The following is a 17,350-nucleotide window of genomic DNA, read 5'->3' on the forward strand; positions in this document are numbered from 1 at the left end:
TTTGCTTATTTAGAAGTTCTATGAGTTTTTCCAATTATTTTCAAAAAGCGTATTTCCGATTTTTACTTCATTTGATGAAATTAAAATCTCGGTAACCATAGGAACTGATCCTTCACTTCTAAAACTTTTATGAAACGATATGCAATAGCCTTTTTTGAAGGTTACATTTTTCATGGTGCTCATGGCATCTCTGCGATAAAAAATGACTTTTCCGTCTTTTACGCTGGTTTGGGATACCATCCAATCTGAAAACAAATCAGTCTGCGTGCTTTCTATTACAAGCTTTATCTGTCCGCCTTTTGTTTTGTTGGCAGGTTTTCCGTTGTTATCAACATTCTGGGTAAAATGAACATCAAATTCTAAAACATTAAACACTTCATTGTCTAATTCTAATTTTGCTAAAAAACTCATATTTAAAGGGTATTGATTATTTTATAGGCTTTTGTAGATTTTATAACCTTAATCAATAAATGAGAAGTGGTATTTAAGTAAATAAAATATTACATAATTATATTGTAAATATAATAAACAATTTAAAACAAGTAAGAAAAATATTAATTAATAGTAAAAAGAAATTTAAAAAGCATAAAAAACCCCGAAAACTAAATAATAGCTTCCGAGGTTTAACGTCACCTTTTTTTCTGAACAGTGAAATGCAAATATACGATAATTTTCTTACAAAAAAGCCTTTCAGAATTTTACTTCCGAAAGGCTTTCCTTCTACAAATTAATTGGCAATATTATTTCCATCCGCCGCCCAAGTCTCTGTAAACATGAACTGCAGCATTTAATTGTTCTTTTTTAGTATCAATTAATTCTAGTTTTGCTTCTAATGCATCTCTTTGAGTCATTAAAACTTCGAAATAATCTACTCTAGCTGATTTAAACAAATCGTTTGAAACATCAATGGAAGTATTTAAAGCATCTACTTGTTTCGATTTAAGATCGTAACCTTTTTGAAGATTCTCAATCTTAGACATTTGGTTTGAAACTTCTAAATAAGCATTTAAAACCGTACGATCGTAATTGTACAACGCTTGAATCTGTCTTGCATTGGCACTTGCAAACTCTGCCTTAATTGCATTTCTGTTAATCAAAGGCGCTACAAGATCTCCAGCCAATGAATATAAAAGCGATTCTGGCATGGTGAACAGATAAGAAGGTTTAAAAGCATTTACTCCAATTGCTGCCGTAATATCCAAAGAAGGGTAAAACTCAGCACGGGCAACTTTTACATCTAGTTTTGCAGCAACCAATTCCAATTCTGCTTGTTTAACATCTGGACGATTCTGTAACAATTGAGATGGAATTCCAGAACTTACTTGTGCTGGCAATAAGCTTAAGAAGTTCGTACTGCTAGTTCTTTTAATTTCCTGAGGATATCTTCCTAACAAAAAGTTGATTTTGTTTTCGTTTTCTTTTATCTGCTGTAAAATATCAAACTCTAAACTTTGTGAAGTTAAAACCTCTGCTTCAAATTTCTTAACTCCCAATTCAGTTGCTCTTGCCGCTTGTTTTTGAACTTTTACAATTTCTAAAGCGTTAGTCTGCAATTTGATAGTCTGTTTTACAATATCCAACTGGTTGTCTAAAGCCAATAATTCATAATAAGAATCGGCAACTTCAGCGATGAGGTTGGTAATCACAAAGTTTTTACCTTCTACTGTAGCTAAATATCTGTTTAAAGCTGCTTTTTTAGAATTGCGCAATTTTTTCCAGATATCAACTTCCCAATTCGCATAAGCGGCGATAGTAAAATCTCCTAGCGGATCTGGCATTTCTTTACCAGGCTTAATCTCTGTTGTAGCATCACCTGCTCCTTGGCTGGTATATCTACCCACTTTTTCTACTCCCGCTCCCGCACGTAAACCTGCTGTTGGCAATAAAAGTCCTTTTTTTACACGAATATCATTCTTTGCAATTTCGATTTCTTGTAAAGTGATATTTAATTCTTGATTGTTTTTAAGAGCAGCATCAATTAAATCAACTAGATTTTGATCTTTAAAATAATCTTTCCAGTTTAAAGTTGCTGTATTATTGTTTGCATCTTGCGTTTGAGCTGTTGAGCCAAACGATTCTGGAACTGGAGTACTTGTAGTAACTGCTGCCTCAGGTGCAGGGGTTTTACACCCTGCAACTGCTAGACAAACAGCTAATGCAATACTATATTGATATGATTTAACTTTATACATGATTGTTATCAATTTCTTCTGTTAATGGGTTTTCTAATTCATGTTTTACCAATTTGTATTTTTCAGCAATTTTGGCAAAAATGAAATACAAGCCCGGAATTACAAATACACCGCAAATGGTTCCGATAAGCATACCTCCAGCGGCTGCAGTACCAATTGTTCGGTTACCAATTTTACCTGGACCAGTTGCAAAAGCAAGCGGTAATAAACCTGCAATAAAGGCAAATGAAGTCATCAAAATTGGACGGAACCTTGCTTTTGCCCCTTCCATTGCTGATTGTAAAACTGATAATCCTGCAGCATGCCTTTGTATGGCAAACTCTACAATCAGTACGGCATTTTTACCTAATAAACCAATCAACATTACCATGGCAACCTGTGCATAAATGTTGTTTTCTAATCCTGTTAATTTCAATAAAAGGAAAGCTCCAAAAATACCCGCTGGTAATGAAAGAATAACTGATAATGGCAGAATGAAACTTTCATATTGCGCAGCTAATACTAAGTAAACGAATCCTAAACAGATTAAGAATACCCAAATCGCCTGATTACCTTGAGCAACCTCATCGGCAGAAATACCTGCCCAGTCAATGTCATATCCTCTTGGCAATTTTTCGGCAGCAATTCTCTGAATCACTTTAATTGCAGTACCAGAACTATAACCCGCAGCTGGAGAACCACTAATTTGCGTTGAGGTATACATGTTGTGACGTGTAATTTCTGAAAGTCCGTATACTTTTTCTAATTTCATAAAAGCAGAATAAGGCACCATTTCGTCACGATCATTTTTTACATACAATTTCAAGATATCATCTGGCTGTGCACGATATTCTGGCGAAGCCTGAACAATAACTTTATAGTTGATACCAAATTTGATAAAACTGATTTCGTAGTTACTTCCCACAAGAGTCGAAAGTGTATTCATAGCATTCTCGATAGAAACCCCTTTTTGCTGTGCCAAGTCATTATCAACTTTCATCATGTATTGAGGGAAACTAGAGCTATAGAAACTAAATACGTTTGATAATTCTGGCTGTTTGTTCAACTCGGCAACAAAGTCATTGTTTACCTGCTCCATTCTCTTATAATCTACAGAACCAGTTTTATCTAGCAAACGAAGCTCAAATCCACCAGCAGCTCCATATCCTGGTACAGCAGGCGGTTGGAAAAATTCGATATTTGCCCCCGCAATATCTTTACATTTTTCCTCCATCTCATGCATAATCTCTAGAACAGATTCTTTTCTGTCGCTCCAGTCTTTCAAGTTCACCAAACATGTTCCTGAGTTGGCACCTGTACCTTCAGATAGAATCTCATAACCTGCTAATGAAGAAACCGATTTTACTCCGTCAATCTCTTCCGCAATTTTTTGAACTCTCTCTGCAATATTATTTGTTCTCTCTAATGATGAACCTGGAGGTGTCTGAATTACGGCATAAAACATTCCCTGATCCTCATTCGGAATAAATCCTGAAGGAACCGAACTACTTATTAAAAATGTCCCAATACAGAAACCTACAAGCGCCAAAATAGTAACCACTCTTCTGTCAACGATTTTACCTAATAGATTCTGATATTTACCTTGAGCTAAATTGAATTTTTCGTTGAAGGCATCAATAAATCTATTTGCAGGCGTTGGTTTTTTAGGTTGTCCGTGATTGTTTTTTAACATCATAGCACAAAGTGCAGGCGTCAATGTCAAAGCCACAATACCAGAAAGAATAATCGCCGTTGCCATAGTTACAGAGAACTGTCTGTAGAAAACCCCAACTGGACCAGACATAAACGCAACCGGAATAAATACCGCAGCCATTAAGAATGTAATAGCGATAATTGCCCCTGCGATTTCATGCATTGCTTGTTTAGTTGCTTTAAATGGCGAGAGATGTTCCTCTTCCATCTTGGCGTGAACGGCCTCGATAACCACAATCGCATCATCGACGACGACTCCAATTGCTAGTACTAGAGCAAATAATGTAATTAAGTTCAATGAAATATCGAAGAATGTCATGAACACAAAAGTTCCTACCAACGATACAGGCACCGCAATTGCAGGAATAACCGTAGAACGCCAGTCTCCTAAGAAAAGAAAAACTACTAAACCTACCAGAATAAATGCTTCTACAAGTGTATGGATTACTTTTTCGATAGAAGCATCAAGGAATTTAGAAACGTCATACGAAATTTCATAATCCATTCCTTTTGGAAATCTTTGTTTGATTTTTTCAAGCTTAGCTTTAACTTCTTCAATAACCTGATTCGCGTTACTTCCAAAAGATTGTTTCAATACGATCGCTGCTGAAGGTTTTCCATTCAAATTAGAATAGATATCATACATCGAGCTTCCAAATTCAACTTTAGCAACATCTTTCAATCTCAAAAGCTCTCCGTTTGGATTTGCTTTTACTACAATATTCTCATATTGTTCTTTTGTTGTAAAACGTCCAGAATATTTCAATACATACTCAAATGCTTGAGAACGTTTACCAGAACTTTCTCCCGTTTTACCAGGAGAAGCCTCCAAACTCTGACTAGATAATGCTTCCATTATTTCATCAGCAGAAATTTTATAGGCTAACATACGATCTGGTTTCAACCAGATACGCATTGCATATTCACGTGTTCCTAAGATATCCCCAGAACCAATACCGTTTACCCTTTTCAATTCAGAAAGTACGTTGATATCAGCATAGTTATACAAGAACTTCATATCGGTATTTTTGTCTGTACTGTAAAGGTTCACGTACATCAGCATACTTGGTACTTCTCGAGTAATCTTGATACCTTCACGAATTACCAAAGGAGGAAGTTTATTGGTAACAGAAGCCACACGGTTCTGTACGTTAATTGCTGCTTGGTTAGGATCTGTACCTAAGTTAAATACCACTTTAATTGTAGCTTCACCATCGTTTCCAGCATCAGAAGCCATATATTTCATCCCTGGAACACCATTTAAAGCTCTTTCCAAAGGAATAACAACTGCCTTAACCATCAATTCACCGTTAGATCCAGGATAATCTGCGGTAACGTTCACCATTGGAGGTGAAATTGTAGGGAATTGTGTAATTGGTAAGTTTAGAACCGACAACACCCCTAAAAAGACAATAATCAACGATATTACTATCGAAAGAACAGGTCTTTGAATAAATTTATTAAACATTTTAATATTTTTTAAATGATTAAATTAAATGGAAATCAATACGCAGTTAGAATTATTTTCTTTGTTCGCCACTAATGTGACTGAACACTAAAAACTGATTAACTGAATACTTCATTTATTCTGCTTTTAAGCGTAAATGATTGATTACTTCTTTAGGAGATTCGTAATCGAATTTAATTTTGTCGTTTTCTTTTACTTTCTGAACACCTTCAAGTAGGATTCTATCGTTTTCTGTAATACCGCTTTTGATTACATACAAATCAGGGATTTCACCTGTAATTGTGATTTCTCTAGAACTAACTTTACTGTCTTTACCAACTACAAAAACATATTTTTTATCTTGAATTTCGTAAGTCGCTTTTTGTGGAATTACAATAGCATTTTTAAGAGGAACATTCATTTGAACTTGTCCTGTTTCTCCATTTCTTAGCAATTTTCCAGAATTAGGGAATCTTGCTCTGAAAGCGATATTTCCTGTTTCGTTATTGAATTCACTTTCAATTACCTCAACATTACCTTTTTCTTTAAAAATATCTCCGTTAGCCAAAACTAAATTTACTTTGTTATCAGCACGGTCCTTAATATTCGTTTCATAACTAATGTACTCTGGCTCAGAAACATTGAAATAAGCGAACATCTGACTGTTGTCTGAAAGGCTTGTCAATAATTCTCCTTCATCAATTAAACTTCCTAGTTTTAAAGGAATACGGTCGATTGTTCCATCAAATGGAGCTCTGATTTCTGTGAATGATAAGTGAAGTTTTGCTAATGATACTTCAGCTTTTGCAGATTGCAGTTTTGCCTGAGCAACACTCAATTCGTTTTTAGAAACGATATTTTTATCTGCCAATAATTTAGAATTTTGCAATTCGATTTCTGCCGATTTTTGTTCAGACTGCGCTTTTAATAATTCAGCCTGATACATGTTTGGCATAATTTTAAACAACAGTTGTCCTTTTTTTACAAACTGTCCTTCGTCAACATATATATTTTGTAAAAACCCTTTTTCTTGGGCGCGAAGTTCGATATTGCGAACCGATCTAATTTGTGAAACGTATTCTTTGGTAAATGAAGTATCAATTCTAACTGGATTAGTTACCGTAAATTTTTCAACTTCTTCTTTTTCTTCTTTTTTAGATGTGCAGCTCGTTAAGCACACCAAGGCCATTAAGCCTGTGAACACAATGATTTTTTTCATGATTTAGTTTGGAAATTAAGCGATTGAATGCTTTAGGAATAAAAAATTCCTTTTGGATGTTAAAATGCATCAGTCAGCCTTAGTCCAGACCTTAACCTTCATATAAGCAGAAGTAGAAAAATATACAACAGCAAGATACGCAGAGATCAAAACTCAGGTAACCGATGTATACTGTAAAATCAAATTCTTAATACTCGCTGAGTAATATAGATAGGATTTGAATGCCCAAATATAGGCGTAGAAAATTTTAAACGATTAGAATCATTCGCTGCAGACTGATCTGAAAGTGCCAGATACAAAGCGTCTACCAAACTGTACGAAGCAGTAAAATATTTGTTCGTAAGTAAATCAACATCTTCGCCTCCAACAAGATCTTCTTCTAAATCAATATCTGTAGCTTCTTCAATTGTTGAAGTTCCGCGATCTTGATTAGTAAATTTAACCCTGTGTTTTTGTAGATGATGGTGATTATGAGGACCAAAAGTATTTGCATTCAAATATTGGCCTCCGCCAAACAGAAGCATATTCATGAATACTAAAAATACTATTAACTTTCTCATTTCGGTGCGAAAGTAATAAAAGAATTAAAACAAAAAAAGATTTTTTAACAAGCTTTAACAGTTACATAAAATGAAAACGTTTTCGGTAACTTTTTATATGAAGATTAGATGAAGAAAAGCATTATCCAATTCAAAAAATGCAATATAAATAACTACAAAACAAATATTTACCCAAGACAAATAAATTATTATTATTAAAGTTTAATTTGCATTACTGTAAATTCTTGACCAGCTTTTGCAAATGTTTTATGAGTATCTATAAGCCCTATTTTTTCATAAAAAGACTTTTTATTGCTTCTGGCATTGCACCAAACTTTTTCTATTTTTTTACTTTTTGCAAATTTCAGAATGTATTTTAAAAGATAAGAAGCAATTCCCTTTCCCTGATATTCTTCTAAAGTGGCTAATTTTCTAAACTGCATTTCTTTCCCTTCGATAAAACAAGAAACTATAGAGACCAATTTATCTTCTTCAAAAACTCCAAAATGAAATCCTGAATCGTCTTCTTCTAATTGCACAAATTCAAAAGGTTGCTCAGGCCACATTACTTCGTGACGAATCTGCCAGGTATCAGATGCTTTTATTGTTTTAATTTCCATTTCACTCTATTATCTGCTCAAAAATAATTCATTTTGATTTGATTATAAAAAACAAATGCAGAATACAGACATAACTAGCTTTCAAAACTTTACATAAAAATAAATCAGACAAATCATTCAATTTAAATCTATTATACTTATTTTTATGGAACCAAAATCAAACAGATTCCGTTATGAAAAAATTCTTTTTAGTAGCATTTTTATGTATTTGTGTAAATGGATTTGCGCAATTAATACAAGTTGGACCGCAGTTTTCAACCAATATTACTTCTGTTGATGCAAAAAACTTTAGTTCCGACCATACCAATACAGGAATTGGTTTTGCAGCTTTTGCTCGAGTAAACCTTACCGTTTTTTATGCACAGGGTGAATTTGGTTATGCCCAAACTAATTTTAGCGTTTTCCAAGATGGTCGAGGAGAAACCGAATTTAAATTGTCTGGCACTGATGCCACTTTAATAGCTGGTTTTAAAATTCTCCCACTTGGAAAAATAGGAAATGTAAGAGTTTTTGCGGGATATAATTGGAAAAATTATTCAGATATCAGCAGTAGCAACAATCTTAATTCAATAGGATTTGAAAGAAACAATCACAGTGTGCTCGGAGGTGTCGGAGTCGATGTGTGGAGGCTTACTTTTGATGTAAGATATCTTGTGGGGCTTACAGATATCGATGCTTCTTCTAATAGCGAAATTAAAACTGGAGTAACAAATCTATCACTTGGTTTTAAATTTCTATAAACATAAAACAAAAAAAAGGGAATCGATTGATTCCCTTTTTTTTATAATTTAACGTAATAACTCTCTTCATTATCACTCATTATCTTTTGTATTCCTTCTTCTGTTTTAACAGCTACATTTACAACATGGAGTATGTTTGACTTATCATTCAGACTGCAGTTCCAAATTGTCCCATCGGAAAGAATAATCTCTGAGAATGCAGATACATTACAGTTATTATTATTGTACACTAGATTTTCTGTTTTGACAAGTTTCTTTACCTGTGTTTTTTTGTCAACTTCGTAAAATAAAATCTCGTTTTCTTTAATTTCTACTAATTCATCAAAAGCAGATTGATTCACACTTGCTGTAGCTGAAGACCAGACTGGTTGATTTCCTGTTCTTTTCCAAGTTCCAACAACTTGATTTAAAATTTCTTTTCTCAAAACGCCACGCAAAGTATCTACTTTACTTACGGCATCTTTTCCAATTTCAGTATCTGGTTTGATCTTAGCGACTAAAGAAAATAAGTCAATAGCTTTTACAAAGTCAGATTTTTTGTAATATGCAACAGCTAATTCATATTTGTTTTTTTGAAATACTGTCTTCTGGTCATTCTGTCCAAAGAACTGAAATGTACTTAATAATACAATCAGCACACATGTTTTTTTCATTAAGGTTGTAGGTTTTTTTGTATTTTGCAAACCTACTTTATTTTAAAGAAATACCTTTACGGCTTTCCGTATTTTAGAATATTTTTAATCATTCAAAACAATAACCATTAATTATTTAAAACAAAACAACTTTATTAACTTTTTTTATAAGAATAACCCAATCTACTTAACAAGTAAAATATTATTTTCCGGTGTTGCATCCATAAAAATGCCTCCATCGAGCTGAATTTGGACTATTTTTTTTGCACTTTTCAGAATTATTTTGGCTGTTTTTTGATTTTTCTCCCAAATTGCAGGCGTCTGATGCAATGTTACTTTCGTTTTATCAGCATAAGTAATTATTACGTCAAACGGAATAGCAAAACCGCCAATATTTTCTACTGTTATTATTTTCTTATCAGCAGAAATCCCTTTTACAGCAATATCCAAATAATTGTTAGTAAAGAACCAATTATTGAAAAACCAATTTAAATTCTTACCTGTCTCTGCATTAAACGAATTAAAATAATCCCACGGAATTGGGTGTTTCCCATTCCAAGTATCCATATAGCCGTGCAAAGCTTTTTTAAACAAATCATCTCCTAACATATCTTTCAAAGCCAGGTAAGAAAGAGAAGCTTTTCCGTATGAGTTATTTCCATAACCTGCTCCAGATACCTGTGTAGACATTGTTATAATTGGCTGATCTTGTTCTGAAGAACGATCTTTAATATAATTTTTCACTCTAAACTCTTTATAAAATTTATCTGCAGCCTCTTTACCATGTTCAGCAATTCCGATTAAATATTCAAAAGTGGTCGCCCAACCTTCATCCATAAATGCATAACGCGTTTCGTTAATTCCCATATAAAAAGGGAAATAAGTATGGGCAACTTCGTGATCTTGTACTAATTGGGCAAATACGGAATCTCCCACTTGAGAATCATTGCACATCATCGGATACTCCATGTCAGCAAAACCTTGAAATGCTGTCATTTTTGAAAATGGATAAGGAACTCCTGGCCAGTTATTAGAAAACCAATCTAAGGCATATTGATTATTTTTTACAGAATTTACGAAATCTAATCCTTTTACATCATAAGCGGCCTGAACACTTGCTCGACGGTTTGTTTTCTTATCGACCACGACACTGCTGGCATCCCATAAATAATGATCGCTTAAACCAAAACAAACATCTGTGATATTTTTAGCTTCAAATTTCCATACATTCCAATCGTATTGTTTGGTTACGATTCCGCTTTTCATTTCTTGTTCGTTAGCAATATGCAGAATTTCATCTGTTGTGTATGATTTTTTTAATCGCGACGCAAATTCAGGTTGTAAAACCTCATCAGGATTTAATAAATCTCCTGTTGCATACACCACATAATTTTTTGGAGCTTTTACTGAAAACACATAATCATTAAAATCATTATAGAATTCTTGGCGATCTGTATGCGGTAATCTATCCCAGCCATTATAGTCATCATACACTGAAACTCTAGGATAACTGTATGCAACAAAGAAAGTAGTTTCATCAATCTGTCCTTCTCGCCCACTTTCTTTAGACAAAGGATAATTCCACTGAATATTTATAGTCGTTTTTGAATTCGGTAAGATCGGTTTTTGCAATTTTACATTTCCAACCGTTCCCCAATTTCTGGCGTCTTCTTTGTACACTTCACTTTCTATTTTTAATGAAGTAATTGTTAATCCGTTACTTAAAAAATCATTATTCACATCACTCCCGCGAGACGAAGTAGGTTTATGAAGATTATTTACAAAACGGATAGCTAAATTTTTTAATGTGTCTTTACTATTGTTCTCATAGATAATAGTTTCTGTACCTGAAACCATTCTAGTTTTAGGATCAACAGAAATTTCCATATTATATTTTCCACGATTCTGCCAATAGTTTACACCTGGTTTTCCATCTTTAGAACGTGTTCCGTTCTCGAAGGCCTTTTTAATATTTCTAGGCATGTAAAGCTCTTGGGCAATAGTATCTTGAGCAAAAAGAACGAATGCTATTAATGCAAATTGTAAAAATCTCTTTTTCATAAATGATTTTTAGGTCTTTAAATTGTTTGGTATAAAATAAGACTGCTTTTTTAAAACAATGTTACAAATTTAATTATTAATTGTTAATAGTTGATGGTTTGTAGTTGATGGTTGATGGTGCTTTTTAATTTTTAATTAAAAAAACTAAGCATCTTAGCACCTCAGAACCTTAGCATCTTTAAAAGAAAAACCGTCTATCACCAAAAGCAACAGACGGCATCTACAATTAATATATAACCTTGATTACTACAAAATATAATCAGTATTGATAAAATTCGATTCTTTGCTGTTAAGCAATTCCTGCAGAATCTCATTATTATAATCGATATCTTTTGAAGCTACAAACGTACGAATTGAGAAAGAACGCAAAGCATCCGGAATACTTAATGTTCCTACTGCAGAATCTTTTCTTCCTGCAAAAGGAAAAGCATCTGGCCCTCTTTGGCAAGAACTATTTAAGTTTACTCTACAAACTAAGTTTACTAATGCATCAATTAGGGGTGCCAATGTTTTTATGTCCTTACCAAACAAACTTACTTGCTGTCCGTAATTTGATTCTGCCATATCTTTCAAAGGTTCTTTGATATCTTTAAAAGAAAGTACTGGAACAACTGGTCCAAACTGCTCTTCGTGATACACACGCATTTCTTTGTTTACTGGATACAAAACTGCAGGGAAAATATAATTATCAGTATGCTTTCCTCCTTTTTCATTGATCACTTTTGCTCCTTTATGAACAGCGTCATCAATTAAACCTTGAATATATTTTGGTTTATCTGTTTCTGGAAGTGGTGTTAAAGAAACTCCTTTTTCCCACGGATTTCCAAAAACTAAACCATCTACTTTCTCAGCAAAACGTTTATTGAATTCTTCTCTAATAGACTCATGAACGTAAAGAACTTTTAACGCCGTACATCTTTGTCCATTAAAAGACAAGCTTCCTGTTATACATTCCTGAATAGCCAAATCTAAATCGGCATCTGGAAGAATAATGGCTGGATTTTTTGCCTCTAAACCTAAAATCAAACGTAATCTATTTTTATTTGGATGTTGATCTTGTAAAGCAATCGCAGATTTACTGTTCCCTATTAATGCCAAAACATCAATTTTTCCAGATTTCATAATCGGAGAAGCCACTTCGCGACCTCTTCCGTAAACGATATTGATTACACCTTTTGGAAAACTGCTTCTGAAAGCTTCTAACAATGGCGAAATACATAAAACACCATGTTTAGCTGGTTTGAAGATTACCGTATTACCCATAATCAAGGCAGGAATCAGCAATGAGAAAGTTTCATTTAAAGGATAATTGTAAGGTCCAAGACATAAAACAACACCAAGAGGTCCACGACGAATCATGGCGTTTACTCCTTGTACTTTTTCGAAGTGCGAACTGCGTCCGTTTAATTCTTTGTAACTTGCAATAGTATCATAAATATACTCTACAGTTCTGTCGAATTCTTTTTGCGAATCTCCTAATGATTTCCCGATTTCCCACATTAAGTATTTCACTACTTCTTCGCGGGTTTCTTTCATTTGTTTCACAAATTTTTCCATGCATTTAATACGATCTACTACTTTCATAGTCGGCCATAAGCCTTGTCCCATATCATATGCATTGGTAGCAGCTTCGACAACTTCTGCTGCTTCTTTTTCTCCCATAAAAGGAATAGATCCTAATAAAGTCGGCGAATATTTTTCTGTTGAAGAAATAGTAGAAAACACAGGTGTGGTTTGCCCTGTCCATTGTTTCAATTCTCCATTTACAAGATAAGTATCTTGATTTATCAGACTATTGATCTGATATTCTTCTGGTATAAAACTCATAATTTGGTTATTTAATGGTCTGGTAATTCTATTTTCAAAAGAAAAAAGAGGCTTTTTTATTGCCTCTTCTTCTTTTATGGTTGTACTGTTTCACCTTCCCAATCTAGGATTCCTCCAAGCAGATTGTAGGCGTTTTCTATACCTAACTCGTTCATAATCTGGCATGCTTTTGCACTTCTAGCACCAGAACGGCAGTATACATAATAATTTTTATTTTTATCCAATTCTTCTATTTCATAGATAAATGCCTGCCCTTTATTGATATCAATATTAAGAGCATTCTCAATGTAGCCATCATTAAATTCGTCTTCAGTTCTTACATCAAGTATAACTGCATTTTCGTCAGCCTCTAACTGAGCAACCCAATCTTCTTGTGATAAATTCATAATAAAATGTGTTTTTGTAAAATTACGACGTTTCTACATATAAAAAACGTACCAAATGCGATTTCGATTATTATTCTCAGAAAACGTTTTAGAGAAAGTATTATAATCAGTGAATTACAAATTTAGTTACTATTTTTAAAAATTCAGCCTACAAAATCGATAGAAAATAGGATTTCTTCATTTACACAGAAATACTCATAAATCTAGTTTTCTGATAATTATTCCCATCCCAAACCCTTATCTTTGCAAATAATCATATATTTTAATTCTATTTTGATAAAAATATTCACCACGAACTAGACTAACTCTTAAAAGTAAATTGGTGTGAATTAGTGTAATTCGTGGCAAAAAAAACTATAAAATGCAGCATTCATTAAAAACCATATTCCCTAATTTCTCAAACGAGCTTATCACTACAATAGAAGAAAACGGGAGTCTTCAGGATTTTGAAGCCGGAACAATTTTAATGCGTACCGGACAGTACATTAAAAATACCGTTTTGATTATTAAAGGTAAAATCAAAATCTATCGCGAAGGTGAAGATGGCGGAGAGTTTTTAATGTATTATTTACAACCTGGTCAAGCCTGTGCCATCTCTATGATCTGCACTGCTAAAAGCGAAAAAAGCCAAATAATGGCAAAAGTAGTTGAAGATGCTACTGTGATGATGATTCCTCTGCAATTGATGGACAAATGGATGATGGAGCACCGTTCTTGGTACGAATTTGTAATTGAAACCTACCGAAGCCGTTTTGAAGAAGTTCTCGAAGTAGTTGACAATATCGCTTTCCGTTCTATGGACGAAAGATTAGAGTTTTACTTAAAACGTCATTCTGATGCCTGTGGCTGTTCTGAAGTGAATCTTTCGCACCAAGAAATCGCAACCGAATTAAATACTTCTCGAGAAGTAGTTTCCAGATTACTCAAAAAAATGGAACAGCGCGGTTTGGTAAAACTCAACCGAAACCAGATTGAATTGCTTAATTTTAACCATTAAGATATTAAGTTAATTAAGTTTGATCGCTTAATATTACTTAACCTTTAAAAGCATCATTAAGAAAGCATAGCTTAATTTCCTTAATATCTTAATGGTAAAATTATTTTAGGTCTGTGATAAATGTTACTGTAGGATTCTAATTTCCGAAGCAACTTTGCATTAAAATAAATGCAATGGAATATTTAGGTTTTTTCGCTTCAATCGTAATTGGAATCACACTTGGCTTAATTGGCGGAGGTGGTTCTATTCTGACAATTCCAATTTTAGTTTATTTGTTTAAAGTCAATCCCGATCAAGCTACTTCTTATTCCCTATTTATTGTTGGATTAACAGCATTATTTGGAAGTTATAGCCATTATAAAATGGGAAATTTAAAACTGAAATCGGCTTTGTACTTTGCAGTTCCTTCTGTTATTTCGATTTTGATAATACGTGAAGTAATTTTTCCTCAAATTGCATCGACTTTGTTTTCTGTTGCTTCCTATACCGTTTCAAAAGATTTTCTGATTATGATCATCTTTTCCGTTTTGATGATTACGGCAGCAATTTCGATGATAAAAAAAAATCAGCCTGAAATAAAATCAACGGAAACCAATTATTTGCAACTAAGCCTGATTGGATTTTTGGTCGGAATCGTAACTGGTTTTCTAGGCGCTGGCGGCGGATTCTTAATTATTCCTGCTCTGCTTTTTTTCGCCAATCTTCCAATGAAACAAGCTGTTGGAACTTCATTATTGATTATTACCATTAATTCATCAATAGGTTTTGCGGGCGATTTATATATCGGAACCCCAATAAATTACACTTTTTTATTAAGCGTTTCTGCAATGGCCTTAATCGGAATGCTTGTTGGAAGCCAGCTTTCAAAAAAAATAGACGGTACAAAATTAAAACCTCTTTTTGGATGGTTTGTCCTCGTAATGGGATTTTACATCATTACCAAAGAAGTTTTATTTTAATAGAACTCATAAATTTTATTTAGTTTCACTTGTAGAGTAATCTTTGTCAAAGCCTAACACTTTGACAAAGATGAAACTAAAACCTTCAAATTGTTCCAAACTTATCTTTATAACGTTCCAGCTCAATTTCGGTTCTCGAAAGCAGTTTTTCTAATAATTGAATTTTGTCTTCATAAAGCTCTTTTAGAATCGAAGAATTATCGGCATTAATCAAAATACTGCCATTATTATTTCCTGTGATTTTATTAAAACTATTAAAGTACTTATCGTATTCAAAACTAATTATATCCTCAACGCTGACATCTAAAATCCTTCCTATTTCAACCAATTTTTCGTAACTCAAAGAAGTCTTTCCTTTTTCAATTTTACTGTAACCCGCCTGAGTTACACCTAATCTTTCTGCCATATATTCTTGAGTGTAATTTTTTAACTCTCTAATGTTTCTAATCTTGTTTTTAATTGTTGTGGCCATAATTTTATTCTGATTTGAGGTCATGTATAGCTAAAACAGCCAGCCGCTAATTTCTAACGACTTAGCTATACTTCTTTTGGGTATTTTAACGCTTCATAAATAAAAAAATATGATACAGCGTTTCGTTAATATTTTCTTTTAGTAATGAAATAATCGTACATCAAAGCTGCCATTATGAAACAAAGTCATAATGGGAAATAGCAAACTCAAACATCTTTGATTTTTTTGTTAGACAGTTCTTTTTACACTTCTTTCAAACTGAAGATCCAAATAGTAATCTATCTGCTTTCCAACCAATGCACGATCTTTTGGTGCGATTTTAGTTTTTATTTCTTTACGATAAATATCTTTAACAAAAAGAAAATATACAAATTCTGCTTTATCGCTAAACCACAATGCCACAATCAATGCATAACTTAAAACCGCAGAAATAACGTAATGCAGGTCGGTTAGATTAGAAAATAGCATACAGTAATATGCAGTGGCAGTTACGGCAATAAAACAGCCATTTTCAAGAAAATACTTTCTCTTTTTTTTGAGCAGTCCAAGTTCTTTAATTTCGTCAAATTGATACTGCCAATTCTTAGATTTGTAACGAAATCTAACCTCATCGGAAAAAATTGTTAAAGGCATAATTTAAGTAGGTAAATATAGCTTTACGCTTTTTAGTAAAAATAAATTGCTAAAAATTCTTTAGGGGAAAAAATTCTTAGATACGCAATATTAAGCATTAACTGCTTTTTTTTCTTACAATACAGCTTATAGAATATAACTATCGGTTGTAATTCAATCTTTTGTAAAAATTATCATACACTTTTAACTACTAAAATATATTTATTTTTAGAAGATAATAATTTGGGCGTTTCCTTCGGCCGGGCTATCCGCTATATCTTTTTGTTTTTAAAGAAAAAACAAAAAGGATACCGCTTCTATCCCTAACGCAAACTCAGGTAAAATGACGTCTTGTCTTTAATATTTTCAATCAATTGCCTCCAGCTTTAGCTGGAGGTAAACAAATGTATATATAAAAAGGGCTTTAGCCAAAACTGGAAAGTTTGGCTAAAGCCCAATTCAAATTAAAACAAAAAACCTCCAGTTAAAACTGGAGGCAATTGATTTTTATCTTTTTGTTTTCTATTATTTTTTTAGCAGTTTTTCTAAATATTCTACTTTTTCTTTTTCTGCTTGAACTAAAGCTTTTTCAGCCTGAACCAAACGTTCATAAAGTTCAACCATTTTATCTAGAGGATTAAAAGTAAAGATTGGTCCAGATGCACCTTGACCATTACTTGCACTATTATCGTAAAAATTATTAAAGAAGTTAAAAACAGATTCTTCTGAAAAATTTTCAATTGCTTCAACTGTTACACCAAGTGCTTTTGCAATTTCTGTCAGCTTTTCACTATCAACTTTTTCGCTCGATTCAATATTAGAAACAGTTTGCTGGCTTAGACCAATTGCAATTGCCAAAGCTTCTTGTTTCATTCCTTTAAGCTCTCTAATTCGGCTTATGTTTCTTCCTATATGTTTTGGTTTTGCTGTTGTGCTCATAATTCAAAGATATTTA

16 protein-coding genes are annotated in these 17,350 nt (G+C 33.3%); 3 read left to right on the plus strand and 13 right to left on the minus strand.

Annotated elements, in window-relative coordinates; genetic code table 11:
• Positions 1–18 precede the first annotated feature (18 nt).
• The 6 genes from tssD to DMA14_RS21545 form a co-directional block, all read right to left on the minus strand.
• Positions 19–411, minus strand: coding sequence for a type VI secretion system tube protein TssD (tssD, locus tag DMA14_RS21520; protein ID WP_091130700.1), 393 nt, complete (start codon positions 409–411; stop codon positions 19–21).
• Between the two features lie 329 nt (positions 412–740).
• Positions 741–2,192 carry a TolC family protein gene (locus DMA14_RS21525; RefSeq protein ID WP_111426543.1) on the minus strand — a complete coding sequence of 484 codons (1,452 nt, stop codon included), beginning with the start codon at positions 2,190–2,192 and terminating at the stop codon, positions 741–743.
• Positions 2,185–5,352 (minus strand): efflux RND transporter permease subunit, encoded by a 3,168-nt coding sequence (locus DMA14_RS21530; protein WP_111426544.1) that lies wholly within the window; start codon positions 5,350–5,352, stop codon positions 2,185–2,187. The genes DMA14_RS21525 and DMA14_RS21530 overlap by 8 nt, the downstream gene beginning before the upstream one ends.
• A gap of 115 nt (positions 5,353–5,467) precedes the next feature.
• Positions 5,468–6,550 carry an efflux RND transporter periplasmic adaptor subunit gene (locus DMA14_RS21535; protein WP_111426545.1) on the minus strand — a complete coding sequence of 361 codons (1,083 nt, stop codon included), beginning with the start codon at positions 6,548–6,550 and terminating at the stop codon, positions 5,468–5,470.
• Between the two features lie 179 nt (positions 6,551–6,729).
• Positions 6,730–7,110, minus strand: coding sequence for a hypothetical protein (locus DMA14_RS21540; RefSeq protein ID WP_111426546.1), 381 nt, complete (start codon positions 7,108–7,110; stop codon positions 6,730–6,732).
• Between the two features lie 194 nt (positions 7,111–7,304).
• A complete protein-coding gene (locus DMA14_RS21545) occupies positions 7,305–7,709 on the minus strand; it encodes a GNAT family N-acetyltransferase (protein ID WP_111426547.1) in 405 nt (134 codons plus the stop codon).
• A 173-nt stretch (positions 7,710–7,882) separates the two neighbouring features.
• Here DMA14_RS21545 and DMA14_RS21550 point away from each other — a divergent pair, with 173 nt between their 5' ends.
• Positions 7,883–8,449 (plus strand): outer membrane beta-barrel protein, encoded by a 567-nt coding sequence (locus DMA14_RS21550; protein ID WP_111426548.1) that lies wholly within the window; start codon positions 7,883–7,885, stop codon positions 8,447–8,449.
• 41 nt (positions 8,450–8,490) lie between these two features.
• Here the strand turns inward: DMA14_RS21550 and DMA14_RS21555 are convergent, their stop codons facing one another.
• The 4 genes from DMA14_RS21555 to DMA14_RS21570 form a co-directional block, all read right to left on the minus strand.
• Positions 8,491–9,102 carry an outer membrane protein assembly factor BamD gene (locus DMA14_RS21555; RefSeq protein ID WP_111426549.1) on the minus strand — a complete coding sequence of 204 codons (612 nt, stop codon included), beginning with the start codon at positions 9,100–9,102 and terminating at the stop codon, positions 8,491–8,493.
• Between the two features lie 162 nt (positions 9,103–9,264).
• Entirely contained in the window at positions 9,265–11,142 is a 1,878-nt protein-coding gene (locus tag DMA14_RS21560; protein ID WP_111426550.1) for a M1 family metallopeptidase, read from the minus strand.
• Between the two features lie 246 nt (positions 11,143–11,388).
• On the minus strand, positions 11,389–12,969 hold the full coding sequence (locus tag DMA14_RS21565) for an NADP-dependent glyceraldehyde-3-phosphate dehydrogenase (RefSeq protein ID WP_111426551.1): 1,581 nt from the start codon (positions 12,967–12,969) through the stop codon (positions 11,389–11,391).
• Between the two features lie 74 nt (positions 12,970–13,043).
• Complete coding sequence (locus tag DMA14_RS21570) at positions 13,044–13,355, minus strand: rhodanese-like domain-containing protein (protein WP_095929060.1); 312 nt, start codon at positions 13,353–13,355, stop codon at positions 13,044–13,046.
• A 361-nt stretch (positions 13,356–13,716) separates the two neighbouring features.
• Here DMA14_RS21570 and DMA14_RS21575 point away from each other — a divergent pair, with 361 nt between their 5' ends.
• Both DMA14_RS21575 and DMA14_RS21580 read left to right on the plus strand, forming a co-directional pair.
• The gene (locus DMA14_RS21575) at positions 13,717–14,352 is read left to right on the plus strand and encodes a Crp/Fnr family transcriptional regulator (protein ID WP_111426552.1); all 636 of its coding nucleotides are present in this window, start codon (positions 13,717–13,719) and stop codon (positions 14,350–14,352) included.
• A 173-nt stretch (positions 14,353–14,525) separates the two neighbouring features.
• On the plus strand, positions 14,526–15,311 hold the full coding sequence (locus DMA14_RS21580; protein ID WP_111426553.1) for a sulfite exporter TauE/SafE family protein: 786 nt from the start codon (positions 14,526–14,528) through the stop codon (positions 15,309–15,311).
• Positions 15,312–15,396: 85 nt separating this feature from the next.
• Here the strand turns inward: DMA14_RS21580 and DMA14_RS21585 are convergent, their stop codons facing one another.
• The 3 genes from DMA14_RS21585 to DMA14_RS21595 form a co-directional block, all read right to left on the minus strand.
• Entirely contained in the window at positions 15,397–15,783 is a 387-nt protein-coding gene (locus DMA14_RS21585) for a helix-turn-helix transcriptional regulator (protein ID WP_111426759.1), read from the minus strand.
• A gap of 228 nt (positions 15,784–16,011) precedes the next feature.
• The gene (locus DMA14_RS21590) at positions 16,012–16,416 is read right to left on the minus strand and encodes a hypothetical protein (RefSeq protein ID WP_111426554.1); all 405 of its coding nucleotides are present in this window, start codon (positions 16,414–16,416) and stop codon (positions 16,012–16,014) included.
• Positions 16,417–16,920: 504 nt separating this feature from the next.
• A complete protein-coding gene (locus tag DMA14_RS21595) occupies positions 16,921–17,334 on the minus strand; it encodes a helix-turn-helix domain-containing protein (RefSeq protein ID WP_111426555.1) in 414 nt (137 codons plus the stop codon).
• Positions 17,335–17,350 lie beyond the last annotated feature (16 nt).

Source organism: Flavobacterium sharifuzzamanii, assembly GCF_003254585.1.
GTDB classification, from domain to species: Bacteria; Bacteroidota; Bacteroidia; order Flavobacteriales; family Flavobacteriaceae; genus Flavobacterium; species Flavobacterium sharifuzzamanii.

Coding starts and splice junctions, on each gene's coding strand:
- tssD (WP_091130700.1), bottom strand. CDS start 411: ATGAGTTTTTTAGCAAAATTAGAATTAGACAATGAAGTGTTTAATGTT.
- DMA14_RS21525 (WP_111426543.1), bottom strand. CDS start 2,192: ATGTATAAAGTTAAATCATATCAATATAGTATTGCATTAGCTGTTTGT.
- DMA14_RS21530 (WP_111426544.1), bottom strand. CDS start 5,352: ATGTTTAATAAATTTATTCAAAGACCTGTTCTTTCGATAGTAATATCG.
- DMA14_RS21535 (WP_111426545.1), bottom strand. CDS start 6,550: ATGAAAAAAATCATTGTGTTCACAGGCTTAATGGCCTTGGTGTGCTTA.
- DMA14_RS21540 (WP_111426546.1), bottom strand. CDS start 7,110: ATGAGAAAGTTAATAGTATTTTTAGTATTCATGAATATGCTTCTGTTT.
- DMA14_RS21545 (WP_111426547.1), bottom strand. CDS start 7,709: ATGGAAATTAAAACAATAAAAGCATCTGATACCTGGCAGATTCGTCAC.
- DMA14_RS21550 (WP_111426548.1), top strand. CDS start 7,883: ATGAAAAAATTCTTTTTAGTAGCATTTTTATGTATTTGTGTAAATGGA.
- DMA14_RS21555 (WP_111426549.1), bottom strand. CDS start 9,102: ATGAAAAAAACATGTGTGCTGATTGTATTATTAAGTACATTTCAGTTC.
- DMA14_RS21560 (WP_111426550.1), bottom strand. CDS start 11,142: ATGAAAAAGAGATTTTTACAATTTGCATTAATAGCATTCGTTCTTTTT.
- DMA14_RS21565 (WP_111426551.1), bottom strand. CDS start 12,969: ATGAGTTTTATACCAGAAGAATATCAGATCAATAGTCTGATAAATCAA.
- DMA14_RS21570 (WP_095929060.1), bottom strand. CDS start 13,355: ATGAATTTATCACAAGAAGATTGGGTTGCTCAGTTAGAGGCTGACGAA.
- DMA14_RS21575 (WP_111426552.1), top strand. CDS start 13,717: ATGCAGCATTCATTAAAAACCATATTCCCTAATTTCTCAAACGAGCTT.
- DMA14_RS21580 (WP_111426553.1), top strand. CDS start 14,526: ATGGAATATTTAGGTTTTTTCGCTTCAATCGTAATTGGAATCACACTT.
- DMA14_RS21585 (WP_111426759.1), bottom strand. CDS start 15,783: ATGGCCACAACAATTAAAAACAAGATTAGAAACATTAGAGAGTTAAAA.
- DMA14_RS21590 (WP_111426554.1), bottom strand. CDS start 16,416: ATGCCTTTAACAATTTTTTCCGATGAGGTTAGATTTCGTTACAAATCT.
- DMA14_RS21595 (WP_111426555.1), bottom strand. CDS start 17,334: ATGAGCACAACAGCAAAACCAAAACATATAGGAAGAAACATAAGCCGA.